14 protein-coding genes are annotated in these 18744 nt (G+C 65.6%); 3 read left to right on the forward strand and 11 right to left on the reverse strand.

Annotated features, from left to right (window positions below):
* Positions 1-22: 22 nt before the first annotated feature.
* The 5 genes from AC1DV8_RS03370 to AC1DV8_RS03390 form a co-directional block, all read right to left on the reverse strand.
* Positions 23-583: a DUF4360 domain-containing protein gene (locus tag AC1DV8_RS03370; protein ID WP_477156480.1), complete on the reverse strand. Its 561-nt coding sequence runs from the start codon at positions 581-583 to the stop codon at positions 23-25.
* A gap of 12 nt (positions 584-595) precedes the next feature.
* On the reverse strand, positions 596-1159 hold the full coding sequence (locus tag AC1DV8_RS03375; protein ID WP_477156481.1) for a DUF4360 domain-containing protein: 564 nt from the start codon (positions 1157-1159) through the stop codon (positions 596-598).
* 127 nt (positions 1160-1286) lie between these two features.
* Positions 1287-1886: a DUF4360 domain-containing protein gene (locus AC1DV8_RS03380; RefSeq protein ID WP_477156482.1), complete on the reverse strand. Its 600-nt coding sequence runs from the start codon at positions 1884-1886 to the stop codon at positions 1287-1289.
* Positions 1887-2011: 125 nt separating this feature from the next.
* Complete coding sequence (locus tag AC1DV8_RS03385; protein WP_477156483.1) at positions 2012-4609, reverse strand: vWA domain-containing protein; 2598 nt, start codon at positions 4607-4609, stop codon at positions 2012-2014.
* Positions 4610-4635: 26 nt separating this feature from the next.
* Positions 4636-5919, reverse strand: a complete 1284-nt coding sequence (locus AC1DV8_RS03390; protein WP_477156484.1) for a VWA domain-containing protein — start codon at positions 5917-5919, stop codon at positions 4636-4638.
* A gap of 219 nt (positions 5920-6138) precedes the next feature.
* Between AC1DV8_RS03390 and putA the strand changes: the two genes are divergently transcribed.
* The 3 genes from putA (at position 6139) to AC1DV8_RS03405 (ending at position 12208) form a co-directional block, all read left to right on the forward strand.
* A complete protein-coding gene (gene putA, locus AC1DV8_RS03395) occupies positions 6139-9690 on the forward strand; it encodes a bifunctional proline dehydrogenase/L-glutamate gamma-semialdehyde dehydrogenase PutA (protein WP_477156485.1) in 3552 nt (1183 codons plus the stop codon).
* Between the two features lie 152 nt (positions 9691-9842).
* Complete coding sequence (locus AC1DV8_RS03400; RefSeq protein WP_477156486.1) at positions 9843-10910, forward strand: hypothetical protein; 1068 nt, start codon at positions 9843-9845, stop codon at positions 10908-10910.
* Between the two features lie 47 nt (positions 10911-10957).
* Entirely contained in the window at positions 10958-12208 is a 1251-nt protein-coding gene (locus AC1DV8_RS03405) for a phage tail tip lysozyme (RefSeq protein ID WP_477156487.1), read from the forward strand.
* On the opposite strand, the gene AC1DV8_RS03410 is transcribed toward AC1DV8_RS03405, so the two are convergent.
* From AC1DV8_RS03410 to AC1DV8_RS03435, 6 genes are all read right to left on the reverse strand, one after another.
* The gene (locus tag AC1DV8_RS03410; protein WP_477156488.1) at positions 12205-13278 is read right to left on the reverse strand and encodes an ABC transporter ATP-binding protein; all 1074 of its coding nucleotides are present in this window, start codon (positions 13276-13278) and stop codon (positions 12205-12207) included. The genes AC1DV8_RS03405 and AC1DV8_RS03410 overlap by 4 nt on opposite strands.
* Positions 13278-14357, reverse strand: a complete 1080-nt coding sequence (locus AC1DV8_RS03415) for a Gfo/Idh/MocA family protein (protein ID WP_477156489.1) — start codon at positions 14355-14357, stop codon at positions 13278-13280. Before AC1DV8_RS03415 ends, AC1DV8_RS03410 begins: the two co-directional genes overlap by 1 nt.
* The gene (locus tag AC1DV8_RS03420) at positions 14354-15373 is read right to left on the reverse strand and encodes a Gfo/Idh/MocA family protein (RefSeq protein WP_477156490.1); all 1020 of its coding nucleotides are present in this window, start codon (positions 15371-15373) and stop codon (positions 14354-14356) included. The genes AC1DV8_RS03415 and AC1DV8_RS03420 overlap by 4 nt, the downstream gene beginning before the upstream one ends.
* 153 nt (positions 15374-15526) lie before the next feature.
* Positions 15527-16300 carry a carbohydrate ABC transporter permease gene (locus tag AC1DV8_RS03425; protein WP_477156752.1) on the reverse strand — a complete coding sequence of 258 codons (774 nt, stop codon included), beginning with the start codon at positions 16298-16300 and terminating at the stop codon, positions 15527-15529.
* Positions 16301-16409: 109 nt separating this feature from the next.
* Positions 16410-17339, reverse strand: a complete 930-nt coding sequence (locus AC1DV8_RS03430) for a carbohydrate ABC transporter permease (RefSeq protein WP_477149053.1) — start codon at positions 17337-17339, stop codon at positions 16410-16412.
* A 19-nt stretch (positions 17340-17358) separates the two neighbouring features.
* On the reverse strand, positions 17359-18639 hold the full coding sequence (locus tag AC1DV8_RS03435; protein ID WP_477156491.1) for an ABC transporter substrate-binding protein: 1281 nt from the start codon (positions 18637-18639) through the stop codon (positions 17359-17361).
* Positions 18640-18744: the final 105 nt, after the last annotated feature.

The raw sequence follows: 18744 nt of genomic DNA on the forward strand, positions 1-18744 counted from the left end.
GGCAACTCATGGCCCAGAGCGGTCACGGTTTACATTTCTTGGTGTCGAAGTAGTAGATCAGCCCACCCTTGGCGGCGCCGTCTGCCGAGTCCAGCGTCGCCATCGCCTCCCCAGCACCCGTCAGCGCCAGCTTCACCGAGACGTTCAGGACGGCCTCGTCTCCACATCCCACCCGTTTCATCAGGCCGGCGCCGATGTTTTCGGTGAACAGGAACTCGCCGTCGTGCTCGCCCTTGGTGGTGCGGCGGAAGTGGCGGCCCTTGTTGCGCGGACCCAGTTGGTAATCGACGGTCAGCTCCGATGTTTCCTTGCGCGCCAGGTGCGCATAGCCGCGATAGTCGACCCGGTAGACGCCGAGGCTGTAGCCCTCCGGCAGATGCAGGGGAACCGACAGGCTGCATTGCTTTTGCTCGTCCCCAGCGGAAACCAGGAACGCATCGAAGAGAATGCTCAGGGCCGTGCCGTCGGGCGAGTTGACCACCGAATAGGTGCCCTGCGGGCATCCGTCCTGCGCCATGACAGCGGTGGCAAGGGGGCTGGCGAGTGCGAGCGTGAGGAAGCCGAAAACGAACTTGATGTTCATGCGCTGGCCTTTCTAGCAGTTCCGCCACTGCAGGCGGTAGACGATGGCGGTCTTGATGTCCTGCGACCTGATGCTCGAGGATGCCGCGCGCCCCCCGCTGGTGCTGACGCGCAGGCTGGTATTGGTGCGCAGGATGACGTCCGCTCCGCACGCCGACCACACCTTGGCGCCGATGGTGTCGGATAACGCGAACCGACCCTGTAGCGGTCCATCGAAGGCCCGCGTCAGGACCGGCCCGCGCCCTCCGGCGAAGAAGTACTCGGCCCTGAACTGCGCCTTGGCGCCGGCCGGCAGGCGGTTGACGCCGCGATAGTCCACCGCCACGACCGACACCGAGATGCCCTGGGGAACACTGAGGGGAATGGCCAGGTTGCAACTCTTGCGGTCGAAGCTGCGGCTTCCGCCTGCCGCGACTTGGTAGCGATCGAACCTCAGGCTGAGGCTCTTCTTGTCGGCGCTCAGCGCCACCGCTGCTGTGCCGGCGGGACAGCCTGTTCCGCCGTAGCTTGCCTTACCCAGGCGCAAACCGGTCTGGGCGTAGGCAGGCAGGCTGATCGCGAGAATGGATAAGGCCAACAGTAAGGCTCGCACGGTGAAACTCCCCGTTCCTACCCCCAAGCCTCCTGCTATTCGCCGACTCCCGGCGTCCGTCCCCGAGCAAGCGGGACGGCGCGTGCCGTCCCCTTTGCCCGGGTGAGGTGCGCTAGCACTGCTTCCACTGAAGCAGGTAGACGATGGCGGCGCTCACGTCCTCGGAATCAACGGTTGCGAGGGCCTGCTTGTTGCCGGTGGTGGTGACCCTGATGCTCGAGTTGGTGCGCAGGTTCACGTCTGCACCGCAGGCCGACCAGACGATGGCCTGTGCCGTCAGCTCATTGTGGATCAGATAGTCCTCGTCCTTGGGGCCGTTGAACCTCCGGGTGAAGGTCGGGCCGCGAGCGCCCGCGAAGAAGTACTCGACGTTGAACTGCGAGTTGGCGCCGACGGGGACATTGTTGTAGCCGCGGTAATCGATGGCCAGGACGGAGATGGAAAGGCCCTGGGGGACGAGTACCGGGATGGCAACGTTGCAGCTCTTGCGGTCGAACGTCCTGCCGGTGTCGCCTCCCGCCTCGACCGAATAGGCGTCGAACAGCAGGCTCAGTGATTTCGCGTCAGGACTTAGGGTCGCCGAGACGCTGCCACCCGGGCAGCCAGTCCCGCCATACCCCGGCTCACCCAACGCGATGTCGTCTTGTGCATGAGCAAGCGGAGCAAATGTACCGGTGAGGGCCAGTGCTGCAATCGCCAAGATCTGTTTCATTTTGGGGGTCCTTCGCTTCCAAGTTGGCAACCATGCCCCCAGTGTTGAACCTAGCAGATGGTCAGTGAGCTTCGCATGAGAGGCGCGTTCAGGCTCGGTTCAGGTTCCCGAGCGCGCCGGCCCGACTAGGGTTGCGTCGCCGTCAAGGTGAACGAGTCCGGCGCGCTTGCGTCGTCGTAGCTGTCGGCCACTTCGAGCCAGTAGCGGCCGCCGGCCGGCACCTCGAGCTTCAGCTCGCCATCGGCGCCGGGGGCAGGCGAGGACGTCCAGTTGGCGACTACGTCGAGGTTGGCGTCGAGCAGGCGCATCGCGACGTCGATGTTGACGGGGACCTGAGAGGCACGGACGGTGAGCGGCCCCGCGGTGGCATCGAGCAGGTAGAGATCGTGATCGCCGCGCGGCAGGATGCTGGCCTGCAAGGGCGAGCCGAGCGCGAGCGGTTTGGCGTCCCGTGGGCGGTCGTTCGGCTCGAGCGCGTCCTCGGCGGCGGTCAGCGTCGCGGTCAGCGTCACCGGCAGAATGGAACGCCCGTCGTCATAGGCGTCGGCCACCAGCAGCCAGTACTTGCCAGCTGTGGGCAGGTCGGCATCGAAGGTGAAGGGGGCGCCCGCGGCCGGTGCCGTCGCCCAATCGCGGACGACGTTGAGGTTGCTGTCGACCAGCCGCATCGCCACCTCGATCCCCGCGACGCCAGTGGCCGCGATCGACAGGCGGCCGCGGTGCGCGGCGTCGAGCACGAAGTTGTCGCGGTCGCCGCGCGGCAGGATGGTGAGCTGGGTTGGCACGCCGAAGGCGAGGCTCGTTGCAGCCACGCTCGTGTTGTTGGGCTCATTGGCATCCGGTGATGCAATGAACGCCGCGTTGAGCTTCAGCGGAGCGGGCGAGCGCGCGTCGTCATAGGAATCTGCGAGCTCGATGACATAGCGGCCGGGCCCGGGCAGATCGACGACGAAGGTATTGTCGACGCCGGCTGGCGTCGACTGCCAGTCGCGGAGCATGGCGTTGTCTGGCCCGTAGAGGCGCAGCGCAGGATCGATCGCCGCGGGGATGCCGCTGGCGGTCACCGTCAATTCACCGTGCTCCTCCACTTCCACGGCGAGGAAATTGTGCTCGGTGCGCGGGAATACGGCGACATCCGTGGGGGTCCCGAGGGACAGGATCGCCGGCCGGGTCAGGCTGTTATTGGGCTCGGTCGCGTCGATGGCCGGGGTGAAGGACAGCGCCAGCGAGTAGGGGTCGGGCGAGGTCGCATCGGAGTAGCTGTCCGACATCTCGATGATGTAGCGCCCTGCCTCGGGCAAATCGGCTTCTGCCGGCGCGGTACCGGGAAGCAACGTGGATGTCCAGTCCCGCACCTGCCGCCGGTCGATGTCGTCGACCCGCGCCACGAGGTCGACAGGCGAGGGCATGGAGTTCGCAGCAATCGTCAGCAGCCCCGCGCCCGGAACGTCGAGGGCACAGAAATCGACATCGCCCTGTGGGCTGATGCTGTCCTCAATGCCGCGCGCGATGTCGAACGGGGGAGCGGCCGCGAAACTATTGTTGGGCTCGCCGCAGGCCAGCGCCTGAACCGGCGATCCGATGCCCAGCCGCACCTGCACGGTTTGCGCCTGCTTGGCGACGGCTTCGAACGGGGTGCGGCCGGTGGCCGTTCCCACCGTGGCCTCTGCAAGATATTGGCCGGGCGCCAGCGGCAGGGCTGGCCGCGACACGCCTGCCGTGAGCGGAACGGTGTCTTCGCTCGCCAGCGAGGTAACGGTCCAGATGACGCCCGTGGTGATGGCGTTGCCGGCCTGGTCGAGCGCCTCGAGCGTAATGAGGTCGGTCGCCGCCGGCGTCGCGGCGCGGTTGGCGACGGTCTGCAGCGCCTGCTGCAGCTGCGGGGCGTTGTCGGCGGTGAGGTATAGCCCGCCGGTTTGTTCGGCGAGGCAGGCCAGCTGCTTTTCGTTGGCGGCGACCGAGAAGCCGATCACGTGGACGGAGAAGTTGACGCCCATCTTGGCGAGTTCGCCGGCAAGGGCACATGGGTCGCCGCCACAGGTCTCGATGCCGTCTGAGAAGAGGATGACGCTGGCCGGTCGGTCGGTGGTCGCGAGGTCGTCGGCGGCGCGGCGAACAGCCTCGGTGAGTGGGGTCTTGCCGCGCGGCGTCAGGTTGTCGACGAGCGTGCTGAACGCGCCGGCGTCGAGCGGGGCGACCGACCGCAGTGTCTCGATATCGGTGCAGTCGGACGTGCGGTTGTGGCCGTAGGCGACCAGACCAAGGTCTGCGGCGGTGTTCCAGGACTGCAGCAGCGAGCGGACGGATTCGCGGGCGATCTCGATCTTGGCCCGGCCCTCGATCTGGCCCCACATGCTGTTGGACTCGTCGAGCACCAGCATCACGGCCGGGCGTGCCGACGCGTCTGCCGGGCTGCCCGAACCGAGGCCCGTCGCCTTGCCCAGCGCGTCGGTGAGCTGCTGCTGGTTCTCGGCGGCGTAGTACTGGCCGCCGCCAGCCTTGGCCGCTTCCTCCAGCTGCGCCTTGGTCGCTTCGTCGACGCCGAAGCCGATGATCTGCAGGTCGATGTCGATCTTGCCGGGCGCAGGACCCGGACCTTGGCCAACCGCGGGCTGGCCGCTAGTTGGCGGAGGAACCAGGCCCGGGGCCTGCTGCGCCTGGGCGGCCGGGTAGAGCAGGGCCAAGAAGAAGGCGAGGGTGGCGGCGATACGCTTGGCGCTCATCAGGTCCCCCTGTGCGCGAGGTTCGACTATTCCTTGGCGGCCCCGATCAGGTCGCCACTGCAGCTCTCCGCCCCATCGGTCAAGACGACGAGGCGCTGGCTCTTGCCCTTGCCGTTGGCGCGCAAGTGCTCCTTGGCAAAGCTGATACCCGCGGCAAGTGGGGTGCCGCCGCTGGGCGTGATCGGCTCGAGGGCGGCCAGCAGCGGCGCCGAGGTGGTGGTGAAGTCCTGCACGACGCGGATGTCCCCGCATTCGAAAAAGACGATCAGCGCAACCTCGACCTTGCCGCTCATCTGGCCGATCACCTGGCGCGCGGAGGCCTTGGCCTTATCCATGCGGCCCTGTTCCTCCATGCTGCCCGAGGCATCGAGGAGGATCGCGATCGATTCATCGACCTCACCGCCGAGCATCTCGAGCAGTTGCTTATCGAGGCTCGCGACCTCCCCCTCGGCAGCTTTGGCCTTTGCAGCGAGCGCAGCCTTGGCCTTCTCGGCCAGCTGCTGCTGGTACATGTCTTCGACCCAGGCGTTGAGGAACTGGTCCAGCTTGGCTTCCCACTCGGGAGTCAGCTTGTCCCTGGTTCCCGGAACGATGAGGGCATCCTTGGTGTACTGCTTGAAGAACTCCTCGGTCGCCATGACCCGCATCGCACCGAAGGAAATGTTGACGATTGCCTCCTCGGGGGGCGCCCCGTTGTCGCGACGCCGGGCATACCCATCCACCACCGCCTGAGTGACAGCGGGCTCGTAGACGAACTTGTTTACCAGCTCCATGCCGGTCTTGACCCAGCTGAAGGCGCTGAAGCCCTTCATGAATGCAGCGACCGCGGGATCGAAGCTCCCCATCTTCTTGAGGGCTTCCTCACCGATCTTTTCGAGGACTTTCTTGAGCGCTTCGCCATCATTGGCGCTCTGCAGGTCATTGCCGATGCGCACCAGCAGCAACGCGTTGCCGTATTGCTCGAAGAAATCGTTCAGCTCGGGCTTGTTCAGCAATTCCAGCGGCTTTGAGCCGAACGACGCTACCTTGTCGTTGGCCTCGAAATAAGTGCGCAACGCATCCCGTTGCTCATCGGTCAAGGCGGCATTGGCTGCGCTCACCGGCAAGAATAAAGCCAGGCAAACAACCATCAGAAATCTAAATGATGTAAACCTTGCAAGAAGCCTCATGACGTAAGCTCCTTCCTGCGCGACATCTGTCAGTATTGGTCGCCTCGGGCGGCCGAACATAGATGTTGTAATAATCGCGCGGATAGAGATGGCCGCGGCAATTGTCGCCATCGACGTCTTGCCTGCGTGTCCGGCGGTCAAGTCGTTCGTCTATCTCCAGAAAGATATACTATAGATCGGTCGTTTCGGATGCAAGTCACGACGCCGGGAACTTCGGAACGGACGCTCCACCCGAAGCGTCGCCGGCCTGGCGACGGAATGACCGCTGCGACTTTTAGTCCAGCTAAAATCCTGTGCGACCCATCACATTTTCCCCACACAAATCAGCGACGCGTGCCACAGTCAGGCACGGGGGCATAAATGGGCGATCTCAACGAACTCCGCGGCCGCATTCGGGCAGCCATCCTCGCCGACGAGGGCGAGACCATCGCGCGGCTCAAGGCCGATGCGGCGCTCTCCGCCGAGGGCCGTGCCGCCATCGGCGCGCGTGCGCTGAACCTGGTCGAGAAGGTACGCGCCGCCCAGTCCTCGGGCATGCTGGAATCCTTCCTCGCCGAGTATTCGCTCTCCACCGACGAAGGCATCGCGCTGATGTGCCTCGCCGAGGCGCTGCTGCGCGTCCCCGACAACCGCACCATCGACGACCTGATCGAGGACAAGATCGCGCCGTCGCGCTGGGCCGAGCATCTCGATCGCGCCAATTCGGCGCTGGTCAACGTCTCCACCCTGGCGCTCACCCTTACCGGCTCGGTGCTGCGCGAGGGCGGAGCGGGGATCGCCGGCACCATCAAGAATTTCGTGCAGCGCATCGGCGAGCCGGTGATCCGCTCCGCGGTTATGCAGGCGATGAAGATCCTCGGCAGCCAGTTCGTGCTCGGCCGCGACATCGAGGAGGCGACCCGCATCGCGCGCCGCGCCGAGAAAGATGGCTTCACCTATTCCTACGACATGCTGGGCGAAGCGGCCCGCACCGAGGCCGACGCCAAGCGCTACCGCGCCGCCTATGCCGAGGCGATCGCCGTGCTCGCCACCCGCTCCACGGCCGGCTCGGTCCGGGATAACCCGGGCGTTTCGGTAAAGCTCTCCGCCCTCCACCCGCGCTACGAATTCATGAAGCGCGAGCGGGTGATGGATGAACTGGTCGAGCGCACGCTTGCCCTCGCCATGATGGCCCGCGGCGCCAACATGGCCTTCAACATCGATGCCGAGGAGGCCGACCGGCTCGACCTCAGCCTCGATGTCATCGCCGCCGTTCTCTCGGACGAACGCCTCAGCGGCTGGGACGGCTTTGGTATCGTGGTGCAGGCCTATGGCCAGCGGGCCAGCCATGTCATCGACTGGATCGAGGCGCTGGCCGAGCAGCTCGATCGCCGCGTCATGGTGCGGCTGGTGAAGGGCGCCTATTGGGACAGCGAGATCAAGCGCGCCCAGGTGCTGGGTCTATCAGGCTTCCCGGTGTTCACCCGCAAAGCCGCGACCGATGTCAGCTACATCGCCAACGCCAAGCGGCTGTTGTCGAAGACCACGCGCATCTACCCGCAATTCGCCACCCACAACGCCCACACCGTCGCCGCCGTACTTGAGCTGGCGCAGACCCTCGGCGTCGCCAACGACGCCTTCGAGTTCCAGCGCCTCCACGGCATGGGCGAGCGGCTGCACCAGATTCTCCATGACGAGCACCAGACCCGCACCCGCATCTATGCGCCGGTCGGCCGCCACTCCGACCTCCTCGCCTATCTCGTCCGCCGCCTGCTCGAAAACGGCGCCAACGGTTCGTTCGTCAACATGATCGCCGATCGCGACGTGCCGGCCGCCGAGGTGGTGCACGATCCCTTCGAGGCGGTCGAAACCGCCAAGGCCAAAGTGCGCGCGCCGAACAGCCTGTTCGCTCCAACACGCGCCAACTCGCGCGGTCACGATCTCACCGATCCGCTGGTCGTCCAGTACCTGCTGGCCGACCGCGACCGCTTCCGCCCGAGCGAAAAGCGCTGGCATGCCGTGCCGGCCTCACTGGTCGCCGGAAGCCAGGGCGAGCAGTTCAACATCGTCAGCCCCGCCACCGGCGAGCCGGTGGGCGACGCCATCGGGGCAGGGCCCGAGACGCTGGAACTGGCCATCGCCACCGCCAAGGACGCCGCCCCAGGCTGGGCCGCCCGCCCGGTCGCCGAGCGCGCGCTGCTGCTGCGCCAGGTCGCCGATCTCTACGAGGACAACGCCGCTGAGTTCTTCGCGCTCTGCGCCCGCGAGGCCGGCAAGACTCTCAGCGACGCGGTCGGCGAAGTTCGCGAGGCCGTCGATTTCCTCCGCTTCTACGCCGCCGAGGCCGAAGCCAGCGAGCCGCGCCAGCCACTCGGCGTCTTCACCTGCATCTCGCCGTGGAACTTCCCGCTGTCCATCTTCACCGGCGAGGTTGCTGCTGCGCTGGTCGCCGGCAACACCGTCTTGGCCAAACCCGCCGAAACCACGCCGCTGATCGCCGCTCTCGCCGTCCGCCTGATGTACCAGGCAGGCATCCCCGAAGAGGTGGTGCAACTGGTGCCGGGCTCGGGCCCGGTAGTGGGCACCGTGCTCACCTCCGATCCGCGCATCGATGGCGTCTGCTTCACCGGATCGCTCGCCACGGCCAAGGCCATCGACGTGAAGATGGCCGACAACCTGGTGGCCGGTGCCGCCCTTGTCGCCGAAACCGGCGGCCTCAACGCGATGATCGTCGACTCCACCGCGCTGCCCGAGCAGGCGGTGCGCGACATCCTCTCGTCTGCCTTCCAGTCTGCCGGCCAGCGCTGCTCGGCGCTCCGGATCCTCTACGTGCAGGAAGACGCCGCCGAGCGGACCCTCGAAATGCTCTACGGCGCCATGGACGAGCTGAAGCTCGGCGACCCGTGGGACCTCTCCGTCGATGTCGGCCCGGTGATCGATGCCAAGGCCAAGGCGAAGATGGATGCCTACATCGCCGATTTCGCCGCCCGCGACGCCGTGCTGCACCAGCTCGCTGCGCCGGAGCAGGGGACGTTCGTCGCCCCTACCGTGCTCAAGGTCTCGGGTATCGCCGAGATGAAGGAAGAGATCTTCGGCCCGGTCCTCCACGTCGCGACCTTCAAGGCCGAAGACCTCGACGCCGTCATCGCCGCCATCAACGGCTCGGGCTACGGCCTCACCTTCGGCCTCCACACCCGCATCGATGGCCGCGTCGAGCAGATCTCCGACCGCGTCCGCGCCGGCAATATCTACGTCAACCGCAACCAGATCGGCGCCGTGGTCGGCTCGCAGCCGTTCGGCGGTGAAGGCCTCAGTGGCACCGGCCCGAAAGCTGGCGGTCCCAACTATCTGAAGCGCTTCTGGCGCCCGGACGAGCGGTTCGAGCCCTCCACCAGCGTCAACCCGCTCTCCGGTCTTTCCATCGGCTTTGCCATCGCCGCCGTCGACCAGGTGAAGATCGGCATCGAACGCGTCGGCATCGAGCCGGCCCAGCAGACGCTGCCAGGCCCCACCGGCGAATCCAACACGCTCTACACCTGGCCGCGTGGGGTCGTGCTCTGCCTCGGTCCCGGCACCGAGAGCGCCCTGCAGCAGGCCACATTGGCGCTGGAACAGGGCAACGGCGTGCTCGTCGTCGCCCCCGGCGCCAGCCGCATCGCCGAAGCGCTCGGCGCCAATGGCGAGCCCATCGGCGGCCTCGACAAGAAACTGTCGCCCGCCGCCATCGAAGCTGGCCTGAGCGTCGACGCGATCATGCATTTCGGCACCGACGCCGACCTTCGCCCCTGGCGGCAAGCGCTATCCCGGCGCGAGGGCGTAATCATCCCCCTCATCACCCGGCCAAGCGACGCCGAACGGCTGATCACCGAGCGGCACGTCTGCATCGACACGACAGCCAGCGGCGGCAATGCGGAACTGCTGGCGGGGCAGTAGGGAGGCCGAGAGCCGTCTGCCAACAACTGACAGATCCAATCCGTCGAATCCCCCACGTAGTCTCCCCAACGTTACGTCCGCAGGCGGCGTGATACCTCTTTCTCGGCGGCGCCGATCTTGTTGTTGGTGCCTCGGGGGCAGGGCGTTTCATCATGGCGGCGTTGAATTCAGCGCGCCGGCACATCGCCGGCGCAGGCATCGTTGCGCGTGCGTTTGCGGCCGCGCTGGTGATCCTCGTAGCAGCGTGTTCTTCGCTGACGCCGCGCGTGGTTTCGCCCAAGCTTGACGGCAGGGCCGTCGCGACCAGCGTGTCCGAGCACAAGATACTGATCGAGGCGCTGCGCGCCGACGCGGATGTCCTCGGCTATGGCGGCTCCGACTGGTACCAAGTGGCGCTCGCCGGCTTCAACTATGTCGACGACGAATGCGCGGTCTATTTCGACTCGCTGTTCGCCTTCAACCGCCGGACGGCGGCGATCAAGTCGGGGCTCAACGCCTTCGACCAGACCACCAGCGCGATCCTCCAGATCACCGGAACGGCGAGCGTCACCATGGGCGTGATCGCCCAGGCCTTCGGCCTCGCCGGCAGCATGACCGATGTGGTCGCGGGCACGTTCCTCTACGAGCTGCCGCCGGCCAACACGCAGAAGTTCGTGCAGAAGACCATGGCCGCCTACAAGCAGGCCGCCGACGACAAGCGGGGCACCATCAATAGCCCTGCCTCGGCCTACAGCGCGGTCCGCGGCTACCTCAACATGTGCCTGCCGGTGACCATCGAAGGCCAGCTCATCGAACACATCAGCGACAGCGTCGCGGAGCCGAAAGCCGGCCGGACCGGCACCAATATCGAGGTGAGCGTCCGCTCTGCCGGCCCTGCCGACGTGCTCGCAAACGCCGATATCCGGCTACCCGGTGTTGTCACGCCACCTGCCGAAGCGCCTGGCCTCAACGCCTACGAGAAGCTGGTGCGGCGCGGGCAGTGGGAGGCCGTGCAACTCGCGATCTGCGCTGAGGTCGACGGAAACCCCGGGTCGGGGACGCACGAGGCGATGGCCGAGTTCTTCGACGGCTATGGCGAGCCCGACCCGGAAATCACCACACGCGGAATCGGGCCAGTGCAGATGGACGCGCTGCGCAAGGCGGTACGGGAGGCGAACGGTCAATCCTGCGCCGACCGTCAGGTCGCCAACGCCCGGGAAGCCGGCGCGCTCGTCAAGTGATCCAGCCGCCGGCGGCGCGCCGGCATTCAACATCCCAGGAGGTCGTCATGGCGGTACTAAAGGACACGCGCACCTTGCGTGACGCACCCAATGGTGCGGAGGTCATGCAGGTTCCCGGTGGCACCCGCGTCACCGTCGGCAACACGCACGGTGCCTGGCTCGAGGTCACGCTGATCGACCTGCCGGGAACGCCCAAGGGTTGGGTCAGCGCCGCGGCTGTCGATCAGGCGGCCGACACGCTGGGCCCGCTCGACAAGCAGCTCTTCGCGCTCGAGTGCCATTGGCAGGCGCTGCTTTTCGGCGTCAGCGCCCACTACATTGCCGCCGTCGCGGCGCTGCGCACCAACATCACCGATGGTGCCTCCGCTGGCGGCGGAACAGGACCCTACGCCTTCTCGCCCGGCGAGTGGGCGCTCAGCAGCAAGCAGCCGCAATTCATGCTGGACGCCACGCCTCAGGCAATCGGTTCATGGAGCCTGCAGGTCGCCGTATTCGCCATAACCGCGCGCCTCGCGCAGCAGCGGTTTGCGGCCCTGCTCGGTAGCCAGCCGACCGCTGCCGAGCTCTATTTCTCTCAGCTGGTAGGCAGCAAGGCGGCTGTCGCAGCGCTGCAGGATCGGAAGGCCAAGCTCGCCGACATCGTCTCGGCCATCGATCTCGTGTCCGCGAACGGCGACGGCATCGACGTCGCCAACCTCGCCACACGTGACGCGGCGCTGCTCGGCACCGGCAGCGTCGAAGCGGCGCTGAAGGCGATATCGACGGCGCTGACGGCTGCGCTCGAGGCGACGAAGCCCTTCGTCCTGACCGCCGGCGACCAGCTGATCGACGACACGGCCACCGCCATGCTGCCCGATGGCGCAGTCAGCGGCCGGATCAATTTCGACTCTCCCGAAGTCCCGGCCGCCCGCCGCGATATGGCCAAGCTCATCGCACTGCGCTTCGCCGAGGCCGGCTATGGCGTCATCCAGCAGATCGCGGCGATCGCCAACGCCATCGGCGAATCCGGGCTCAAGCCCGACATCAAGTCGGCTGGCAGCGAGCAGAGCTATGGCCTGTTCCAGCTCAATCTCAAGGGCGTCGGCCATGGCCACGATCCGGCCGAGCTGATCGATCCCGAGCGCAACATCGCGATCATGTTGGCCTACATCGCGACGCTCTCGGCCAACGCTGCATTCAGCGCCACGGCGTCGCTGCACGACGCAGTCGCGATCTTCGTGCGCGATTTCGAGCGGCCGGCGGACTCGGCCGGCGCCATCGCCAAGCGGAGCGCCATCGCCCAGACCCTGTTGGTCTAGATTGCTCGCCCGTCCTTGCCGAACACGTGGTACCGCGCGGGGTCCACGTAGGCCGTCAGCGTCGAGCCCAGCTCCACCGGCCGCTGCCCGTCCACGGCGATGATCATCGCCTGCCCATCGGCGGTCGTCGCGTAGACCATGGTCTGCCCACCCAGCTGCTCCACCAGGTCGACCTTCACATTGGCCAGTTGCACGCCCGAGCCCTCGGTAATCCCGATATGCTCGGGCCGCACCCCGAAGGTCACCGCATCGCCGGCATCGACCTTGCGGTTCACCACGATTTCGCTGCCGCCCGCACGGAGCTTGGCCCCGGCGCCGTCGGCGCTTTCCACCTTGGCCTCGAGGAAGTTCATCTTCGGCGAGCCGATGAAACCGGCGACAAAGCGGTTCTTCGGATGGTTATAGAGTTCGAGCGGCGCGCCGACCTGCTCGATGACCCCGGCCTGCAGCACCACGATCTTGTCGGCCATGGTCATCGCCTCGACCTGGTCATGGGTCACGTAGATCATGGTGTTGCCGAGGTCGTTGTGGAGTTTTGCGATCTCCACCCGCATCTGTACGCGCAACTCGGCATCAAGGTTCGACAGCGGCTCGTCGAACAGGAAGATCCGCGGCTCGCGCACGATCGCCCGCCCGATGGCGACGCGCTGCCGCTGCCCGCCGGAGAGCTGCTTCGGCTTCCGTTTCAGCAGCGGCTCGATCCGCAAGATCTCTGCCGCCCGCTGCACCCGCTTGGCGATCTCGGCCTTAGGCACCCGCGCTGTCTCCAGCCCGAACGCTAGGTTCTGGTACACCGACATATGCGGGTAGAGCGCGTAGCTCTGGAACACCATGGCAATGCCGCGCTTGGCCGCCGGCACCTCATTCATCCTATCGCCGTCGATCAACAGGCTCCCGCCCGAGATCGGCTCCAGCCCGGCGATCATCCGCAGCAGGGTGGACTTGCCGCAGCCCGAAGGCCCGACGAACACGGTGAACTCACCCGGCTCGATGTTGAGGTCGATGCCGTGGATCACCTCCACGTCGCCATAACGCTTCTCGACCTGCTGCAGCACCACACTCGTCGACATCACACGAACTCCTTGGGCAGCCAGCTGCGGTATTTCGGATGGGTCGCGGTCACGGGGAAGCTTACCTCCTCGTGCGTCTCGGACGAATGGTAGAATGCGGTGACGATCTCGAGCGCCCGGCGGGAATCGCTCGATGTCACCGGCATCGGCGCCAGCCCCTCCAGCGCATCCCAGAAGCGGCGCATCTGCGTGGCAAAGCGCGAGGGCACGTCCTGCCAATCGGCCAGCAGCGCATCGATCTTCGCCTTGGTCTCATCGTTCCGCGGCAGGATCTTCCACGGCAGCTTGCCCGGGTTGTAAGCCTCGTGGTCGCTCTCGAAGGTCACGTTCTCGAACGCCAGCCGGATGCGGCTGATCTCGTCGGCCGAGCCGAGCGTCGCGGTGAAGCTCGCCAGCGCCCCACTCTCCATCTCCAGCGACGCCGAAATGCAGTCCTCGACCTCGATAGTATTCACCCGCGTCGCCACCCGGCCGAACAGCGATTTCGGCTCGCCCATCAGGTAGGTGAAAATGTCGTGCGGGTGGATCGCATGCGTCATCAGCACGCCGCCGAGTTCGGTCTTCCACTTGCCGCGCCACGGCACCGCATAATAGTCGGGCCCGCGCCGCCACAGCGTCTCGACTGTGCCCACATAGGGCTTGCCCGCGATGCCGGCGTCGATGATGCGCTTCACCTGCTCGATGCCGTTGCCGTAGCGATACTGGAACACCGGCATCAGCTTGCCGCGGCTCTGTTTTTCGAGCGCGATGATCTCGTCGACCTCGGCAAGCGAGCCGACTAGGGGCTTCTCGCAAATCACGTGCTTGCCGGCCTTCAGCGCCGCCACGACCATTGGGTAATGCACCATCGGCGGGGTGCAGACGTCGATGATGTCGAGGTCGTCCATCGCCAGGAGGTCGTCGAACTTCTCCACCCGGCGCTCGATGCCGAACTCGTCGGCCAGCCCGTCGCGGCGACCCGCATCGAGATCGCAGATCGCGATGACCTTGAAGCGGTCCTTGTTGTTCTCGTAGCCCTCGACGATGTGGCTCTTGCCGATGCCGCCGCCGACGACGGCGACCGTGTAAATCCTGCTCATTGCGCCCACACCGTTCCGCGCTCGGCCATCGCCTGCGCCGTCAAAGCCAGTTCCATCGCCTTGAAGGCGCGCACCTGCGGCATCGCCGTTTCAGTGCGGTTCAACACATCAGCGATCAGCTGCCGCCCATAGGGCAGGTCCTGCGCCGAGCAGTCGATATGCTGCGTGCCGTGCTTGTCGACGAGGAACAGGTGGTCGGTCCCCGGCCGCCCGGCGATGTCGATATACTTGCGGCACTCGATATATCCCTCGGTGCCCAAAATGGTCAGCCGCCCGTCGCCCCAGGTCGGCAGGCCCGCCGGGGTGAACCAGTCAACGCGCACATAGCCGGTGGTGGTCGGGGTTTTGAGGTGCATGTCGCCCACGTCCTGCAGCCCGGGCTTGTTCGGATTGCCGCGGTTGTTCACCGAAGCCGAAACCACTTCGGCCTCGGTATCGGTGCCCGAGAAGAACAGGAACTGCTCGCACTGGTGGCTGCCGATATCGCAGAGGATGCCGCCATAGCGCTTCCGATCGAAGAACCAGTCCGGCCGCTGGTTGTTGCGGATGGCATGCGGCCCAAGCCCCACGGTGTTGATCACCTGGCCGATGGCGCCCGCCTGCACCAGTTCGCCGGCCTTCACCGTCGAGCGGGTCTCGAAATGCTCGGAATAGCAAACGGAATAGATCTGCCCGGTCTCGGCCTGCACCTTCTTGATCTCAGCGAGCTGCGCGAGGCTCGTCATCCCCGGCTTGTCGCTCATCACGTCCTTGCCGTGCCGCATCGCCGCTATCGAAATTGCCGCGCGCTCACTCAGGATCGCTGCGGTCAGCACCATTGCGATCGACGGGTCCTCGAGGATCGCCCTCTGGTCGGCAACACGCTTTGCCTGCGGGAACTTCTCGCTGAACTGCGCCGCGAGATCATCCTCGGGCGAGTGGAAGGCCACCAGCTCCGCACCCTCGCGCAACAGCAGGTTCACCTGGCCGTAGATATGGGAATGGTTGAGGCCAATGGCCGCGAATTTGATGGTCATGGTGGTCCGTCTGTCGTCGTTACAGATTTCCCACCGGCGTCATCCCCGCGAAAGCGGGGACCCAGTGGGATGGCTCGGCGGCGGCGATTGCTGTGGCATCGCACTGGGTTCCCGCTTTCGCGGGAATGACCCCGGTGGTTGAGGAGGCAAGGCTCACCGCTTCATCCCCGTCGTCGCGATGCCCTCGATCAGCAGCCGCTGGAAGAACAGGAAGAACAGGAAGATCGGCACGAGGCTCAGCACGCTCATCGCGAACAGTCCGCCGAAGTCGCTTTCGCCGGTCGAGTCGGTGAACGTCCGCAGCCCCAGCATCACGGTGTATTGCTTCATTTCGTTGAGGTAGATCAGCGGCCCGAAGAAATCGTCCCACGTCCAGATGAAGGTGAAGATGGCGGCCGTCGCCAGCACCGGCATCGACAGCGGCAGCATGATCTTCCAGTAGATGCGCCAGGCCGAGCAGCCGTCCATCATCGCCGCCTCGTCCAATTCCCTAGGGATGCCGCGGAAAAACTGCACCATCAGGAAGATGAAGAAGCCGTCGACGGCGAGGAACTTCGGCGCCACGAGCGGAAGCACGGTGTCGACCCAGCCGATCGAGCGGAACAGCACATATTGCGGGATCAGCGTCACCTGGCTGGGCAGCATCAGCGTCATCAGCATCATGGCGAACCAGAAGGTCCGGCCCTTGAACTGCAGCCGGGCGAAGGCAAACGCCGCCATCGAGCAGGCGATCAGGTTGCCGCAGACGCAGAGGATCGCGATCACCAGCGAGTTGGCAAAGAAGGTCCCGAAACTGACGCGCAGCCCGTGCCAGCCGCGGAAATAGGAGTCGAGGCTCCACTCGCTCGGCCACAGGGTGGTGGCGTTGAAGATCTCGTTTTCCGGCCGGAACGAGGCCGAGAGCAGCCAGAGCAGCGGATAGAGCATCAGGATCGATGCGCCGATCAGCAGCGCATGGGCGAGCAGGCTCAGCGCCCGCTTGCGCCAAAGCTTTGCCGGGCTCACCTCGCCCGTCACCACAGTCAGCCGGTGCACATCAGTCGTCATAGTGCACCCAGTACTTGCTGGTCAGGAACGAGAAGGCGGTGAAGATCGCGACGATCAGCAGCAGCACCCAGGCCAGCGCCGAGGCGTAGCCCATGCGGAAGAAGCCGAACGCCTCCTGGTAGAGATAGAGCGTGTAGAACAGCGTCGAGTTGATCGGGTTGCCGGTGCCGCCCGAGATGATGAAGGCCGGTGTGAAGCTCTTGAAGCCCTCGATGGTCTGGATGATGCCGTTGAAGAACACCACCGGGGTCAGCATCGGCAGGGTGATCTTCCAGAACACACGCCACTTGCTGGCGCCCTCGAGGCTCGCCGCCTCATACATGTCCTGCGGGATCGAGCGCAGGCCGGCGAGAAAGATGATCATCGGCGAGCCGAACTGCCAGATCGCCAGGATGATCAGCGTCCACAGCGAGTAGTTGGGGTTGGAGATCCAGCTCGGCCCATGGATGCCGAACAGCAGCAGGAACTGGTTGACCAGCCCGTCGCCGGAAAAGATCTGGCGCCACAGGATGGCAATGGCGACCGAGGCGCCGAGCAGGCTCGGCAGGTAGAACATGGCGCGATAGATCGGCAGGCCGCGCATGCCGCGATTGAGCAGGAGCGCCACGCACAACGCGAAGGCCAGCTTCAGCGGCACCGAGAAGACCACGAAGAACAGCGTCACCTTCATCGAGGCGGCGAATTTCGGGTCCGCGGTGAACATGCGGATGTAGTTGTCGGCGCCCACCCATTCCGGTGCGGTCAGCAGGTCGAAATTGGTGAAGCTGAGATAGAACGAGGTGATGATCGGCCCGATGGTCAGGCAGAGAAAGCCGATGAACCAGGGCAGGAGGAAGAGGTAGCCGGGGGCGTGGTTCTGCCACACCCGCGACCACCAGGATTGGACCGCGCGCTCCACTTTGGGAGTATCGGCCTCCATGGCACGCGCGGTCATAATGTCAGGCCGCCCGGTTCAGAATGTCCGTGGCGCCCTTGACCAGCTCGGGGCCGGCGGCTTCCGGAGTCTTGGCGCCGAAGGCGACTTCCTGGCTCAGGGTGCGGAACAGCGAACTGTCGATCTCGCCTGCCGCGGCGGGCGGGGAGGGCGGCAGCTTGCCGAGCAGCGGCCCGAGGTTCGAGACGAAGTTGAGCGCGATCTGGCTCTGCTCGTCCAGCGTCGGGGCAAGGTTCTCGCGCACGGCCTTCGAGCACGGAATGCCGCGCTCGACGCCAAGCACCAGGCTCGCGTCCTTGTCGGTGACGAAGAAGTTCAGGAACTTCGCCGCAGCTTCCTTTTGTGCCGAGGTGCCGCCGATGGAGAAGAACATCGAGGGCTTGCGGTAGTGGCCGCCAGGCGCATCGGCTGCGATGCGGGGGAAGTTCGAGATGGTGATCTTGTCCTTGTTGATCGCCTGGAAGGCCACCAGCTGGTTGGAGTTGGACGGGATGACCGCCGCCTTGCCGAGCGTCAGCATGGTGGTCTCGAGCGGACCGGTGTCGAGCGCCTGGTCGTCCGGGCTGACGCAGATGCCGTCGTCGCGGAGGCCCTTCCACATGGTGAACCACTCGGTGGCGTCTGCTTCGTCGAAGGCGAGCTTGCCGTCGGCGGTGTAGAGCGCCTTGCCCTTCTGGCGCAGCCAGTTCTCGTACATCGGTTCGGAGCCAGAACCGTCGCCGATCACCTTCGTGCCGACGTTCTTGGAGTTGAACGCCTCGCCCATCTTGCGGATGTCGTCATAGGTGGTGGTGGGGCCGGGCAGTTCCACGCCGGCCTTCTCGAAGGCGGCCGTGTTGATCATCAGGGCCACCGAGTTGGCGCCGAGGCTGATGCCATAGAGCTTGCCGTCGACCTTGCCGCCGTCAAGCTGGTCCTGGTCGAAATCGGCCAGTTGCAGCGCGCCGCCAACGAACTCGTCGAGTGGGGCAATGGCGTTCCGCTTGGCGTATTCGACGATGTAGCGGTAGTCCATCTGGATGATGTCGGGGGCGTTGCCGCCGGCGGTCTGGGTCGCCAGCTTCGGCCAATAATCGTTCCAGGCGAGGAACTCGCCTTCGATCGCCGGGCCGCCGGCCTTGGCATAGAGGTCCGTTACCCCATAGGTGCGGTCGGCGCGGGCCTGGCCACCCCAGAAGATCAGGCGCAGCGCGGTGTCCTGCGCCAGCACTGGCGACATGCCGGCGCCGACGAGCAGCGCCGTCGTTCCCATCAGAAACTGACGTCTGTCGAGTGAAATAGTCATCGATGTTCCTCCCATCTAGCTTCTCCGGGCAGCGGCGCTGTCCCGAAACCTCCAGCGCTCTTGGTGGCGCTAAATAACTAACTGGTTACAACCATGGGCCGGGAC

Source organism: Devosia sp. P3_B2 (genome assembly GCF_056402875.1).

Coding starts and splice junctions, on each gene's coding strand:
- AC1DV8_RS03370 (WP_477156480.1), bottom strand. CDS start 583: ATGAACATCAAGTTCGTTTTCGGCTTCCTCACGCTCGCACTCGCCAGC.
- AC1DV8_RS03380 (WP_477156482.1), bottom strand. CDS start 1,886: ATGAAACAGATCTTGGCGATTGCAGCACTGGCCCTCACCGGTACATTT.
- AC1DV8_RS03385 (WP_477156483.1), bottom strand. CDS start 4,609: ATGAGCGCCAAGCGTATCGCCGCCACCCTCGCCTTCTTCTTGGCCCTG.
- putA (WP_477156485.1), top strand. CDS start 6,139: ATGGGCGATCTCAACGAACTCCGCGGCCGCATTCGGGCAGCCATCCTC.
- AC1DV8_RS03400 (WP_477156486.1), top strand. CDS start 9,843: ATGGCGGCGTTGAATTCAGCGCGCCGGCACATCGCCGGCGCAGGCATC.
- AC1DV8_RS03405 (WP_477156487.1), top strand. CDS start 10,958: ATGGCGGTACTAAAGGACACGCGCACCTTGCGTGACGCACCCAATGGT.
- AC1DV8_RS03410 (WP_477156488.1), bottom strand. CDS start 13,278: ATGTCGACGAGTGTGGTGCTGCAGCAGGTCGAGAAGCGTTATGGCGAC.
- AC1DV8_RS03415 (WP_477156489.1), bottom strand. CDS start 14,357: ATGAGCAGGATTTACACGGTCGCCGTCGTCGGCGGCGGCATCGGCAAG.
- AC1DV8_RS03420 (WP_477156490.1), bottom strand. CDS start 15,373: ATGACCATCAAATTCGCGGCCATTGGCCTCAACCATTCCCATATCTAC.
- AC1DV8_RS03425 (WP_477156752.1), bottom strand. CDS start 16,300: ATGCTCTATCCGCTGCTCTGGCTGCTCTCGGCCTCGTTCCGGCCGGAA.
- AC1DV8_RS03430 (WP_477149053.1), bottom strand. CDS start 17,339: ATGGAGGCCGATACTCCCAAAGTGGAGCGCGCGGTCCAATCCTGGTGG.
- AC1DV8_RS03435 (WP_477156491.1), bottom strand. CDS start 18,639: ATGACTATTTCACTCGACAGACGTCAGTTTCTGATGGGAACGACGGCG.